The following is a 2606-nucleotide window of genomic DNA, read 5'->3' as shown; positions in this document are numbered from 1 at the left end:
CCTGGTCAAGAAGATGGAGGAGCTCGGCATCGGCCGGCCCTCGACCTACGCCTCGGTGCTGACCGTGCTGCGCGACCGCGACTATGTGAAGATGGACAAGAACCGGTTCGTGCCCGAGGACAAGGGCCGGCTGGTCACCGCCTTCCTCGAGCAGTTCTTCCGCCGCTATGTGGAATACGACTTCACCGCCGCCCTGGAGGAGAAGCTCGACCTGGTCTCGGCCGGGGACCTGGACTGGAAGGTGCTGCTGCGGGAGTTCTGGCAGGACTTCCACGCCGCCGTGGGCGAGATTTCCGAGCTGCGCGTCACCAACGTCCTGGACGCCCTGAACGACGCCCTTGGCCCGCACATCTTCCCCGACAAGGGCGACGGGACCGACCCGCGCGCCTGCCCCACCTGCGGCACCGGGCGACTGTCGCTGAAGACCGGCAAGTTCGGCGCCTTCATCGGCTGCTCCAACTATCCCGAATGCCGCTTCACCCGGCCCATCGCCCAGACCGAAGGCGACGACGCGGATGCGGCCAATGGCGACCGCGAGCTGGGGACCGATCCCGAGACCGGCCTCATCGTCTATCTGAAGAGCGGCCGGTTCGGCCCCTATGTGCAGCTGGGCGAAGGCGACAAGCCCAAGCGCTCCAGCCTGCCCAAGACCTGGTCGCCGGCGGCCATGGACCTGGAAAAGGGCCTGCGCCTGCTGCGCCTGCCCCGCGAGGTCGGCGCCCACCCCGAGGACGGCCAGATGATCCTGGCGGGCCTCGGCCGCTATGGGCCGTTCGTTCAGCACAACGGCGCCTACGCCAATCTGGAGAGCATCGACGAGGTGTTCGAGGTCGGCCTCAACCGGGCCGTGGCGCTGATCGCCGAGAAGAAGGCCGGCGGCAAGGGACGCCGCGGCGAGGCGACGGCCCTGAAGGAGCTGGGCGCCCACCCGGGCGACGGCCAGCCGGTGCGGGTGCTGTCGGGGCGCTATGGCCCCTACATCAAGCACGGCGCCACCAACGCCAACGTCCCCCGTGGGGCCGACCCGCAGGACGTGACCCTGGAGCAGGCGGTCGCCCTGCTGGCCGAACGCGAAGCCAAGGGCGGCGGCAAGAAGAAGCCGGTGAAGAAGGCCGCGGCCAAGCCCAAGGCTGAGAAGGCGGACAAGGCCCCGGCGGCGAAGAAGGCGGCGGCTCCCAAGGCTGCAGCGAAGAAGCCCGCTGCGAAAAAGCCCGCGGCCAAGAAGGCGCCCGCCAAGAAGACCGCAGCCAGCTAAGCGCTATGGACCTGCCCGTTCGCGACTTCTCCGCCTCGGGCTACCGGTCGCTGCGGGCCATCACCTATCCGATGTCGCGGCTGGACGTCTTCGTCGGGGCCAACGGGGTCGGCAAGTCCAACCTCTACCGCGCGCTGGACCTGCTGCAGGCCGCCGCCCAGAACCAGCTGGGCGCGCGCCTGGCCGCCGAGGGTCTGGACCGGGCCATGTGGGCGGGTCCCCGCAAGGCCAAGGAGCCGTCCCGCATCGGGCTGGGCGTCACCCTGGCGGCGCCAGGCCAGCGCGAGGGCGCCTATCGCTACGAGGTGGAGGTCGGCTTCCCCCAACGGGTGACGGCGGCGGCCTTCGACACCGAGCCCCAGGTCAAGAGCGAGACCCTGAGCTATCTCTCGGGGTCCCGGCGGGTGCGGTTGGTAGAGCGGCGCAACAGCGCGGTCATGGCCCGCGACGCCGAGGGCCGCCCCGCTGACCTCGACATCGACCTGCTGAGCTCCGAGACCCTGCTGGGGCGGCTGGAGGATCCGGCGCGCTATCCCGAGCTCGACCTGGTCCGCCGCACGGTGCTGGAGTGGCGCTTCTATCATGACGTCCGCACCGATGCGGCCTCGTCCCTGCGCCTGCCCTGCACGGCGGTGGCGACGCCGACCCTGGCCTCGGACGGGTCTAATCTGGCGGCGGTCTTCGCCACCCTGGCCCATATCCGCGGCGACACCGCCGACCTGGACGCCGCCGTCGCATCGGCCTTCCCCGGCGCGCGCCTTGATCTGCCGACGCCCGAGCGCACCGCCACCTTCGGCCTGCGCCTGCCGGAATTCCCCCAGCGCGTCTTCGAGCCCGCCGAGTTGTCGGACGGCACCCTGCGCTTCCTGGCGCTGGCCGGCGCCCTGCTCGCCTATCGCCTGCCGCCCTTCATCGCGCTCAACGAGCCCGAGGCCAGCCTGCACCCCGACCTGATGGAGCCCCTGGCCGCCCTGATCGCCAAGGCCGCCGAGCGGACCCAGGTCTGGCTGGTGACCCATTCCGAGCGCCTGGCCCAGGCGCTCAAGGACCACGGCGCCGTGCGCACCGTGCGCAAGACTGAGGGCGCCACCACCATCGACGGCCTGACCCTGTTTGGCGCCTTCAAGGACGATGAGGACGACGATCTCGGCTGAGCCCGCGCGGCACTTCGTGAAGCGCACGGGCGATTCCCGCGTTACAAGGCGCCATGGCCAAGACCCGCAAGCCCAAGTCCGAACGCTTCGCCGCCGCCCGCCCTGCGGGCCTGCCCGATCGCGAAACCCTGCTGCGCCACATCCGCGAGACCGGCGAGACCGACCGCTCCGAACTGGCCCGGACCTTCGGCCTGAAG

2 protein-coding genes are annotated in these 2606 nt (G+C 70.7%); both read left to right on the top strand.

The genetic code is table 11. From position 1 onward, the window contains the following. The coding region (locus V7702_RS16680) for a topoisomerase C-terminal repeat-containing protein (RefSeq protein ID WP_335651201.1) at positions 1-1255 on the top strand (1255 nt) is incomplete at its 5' end. Positions 1256-1260: 5 nt separating this feature from the next. Next, positions 1261-2409 (top strand): AAA family ATPase, encoded by a 1149-nt coding sequence (locus V7702_RS16675; RefSeq protein ID WP_335651200.1) that lies wholly within the window; start codon positions 1261-1263, stop codon positions 2407-2409. Positions 2410-2606 lie beyond the last annotated feature (197 nt).

It is taken from the genome of Phenylobacterium sp. (assembly GCF_036963605.1).
Lineage (GTDB): Bacteria > Pseudomonadota > Alphaproteobacteria > Caulobacterales > Caulobacteraceae > Phenylobacterium.
Note: the sequence above shows the minus strand (reverse complement) of the source record. Positions and strands in the feature narration are given on the sequence as shown.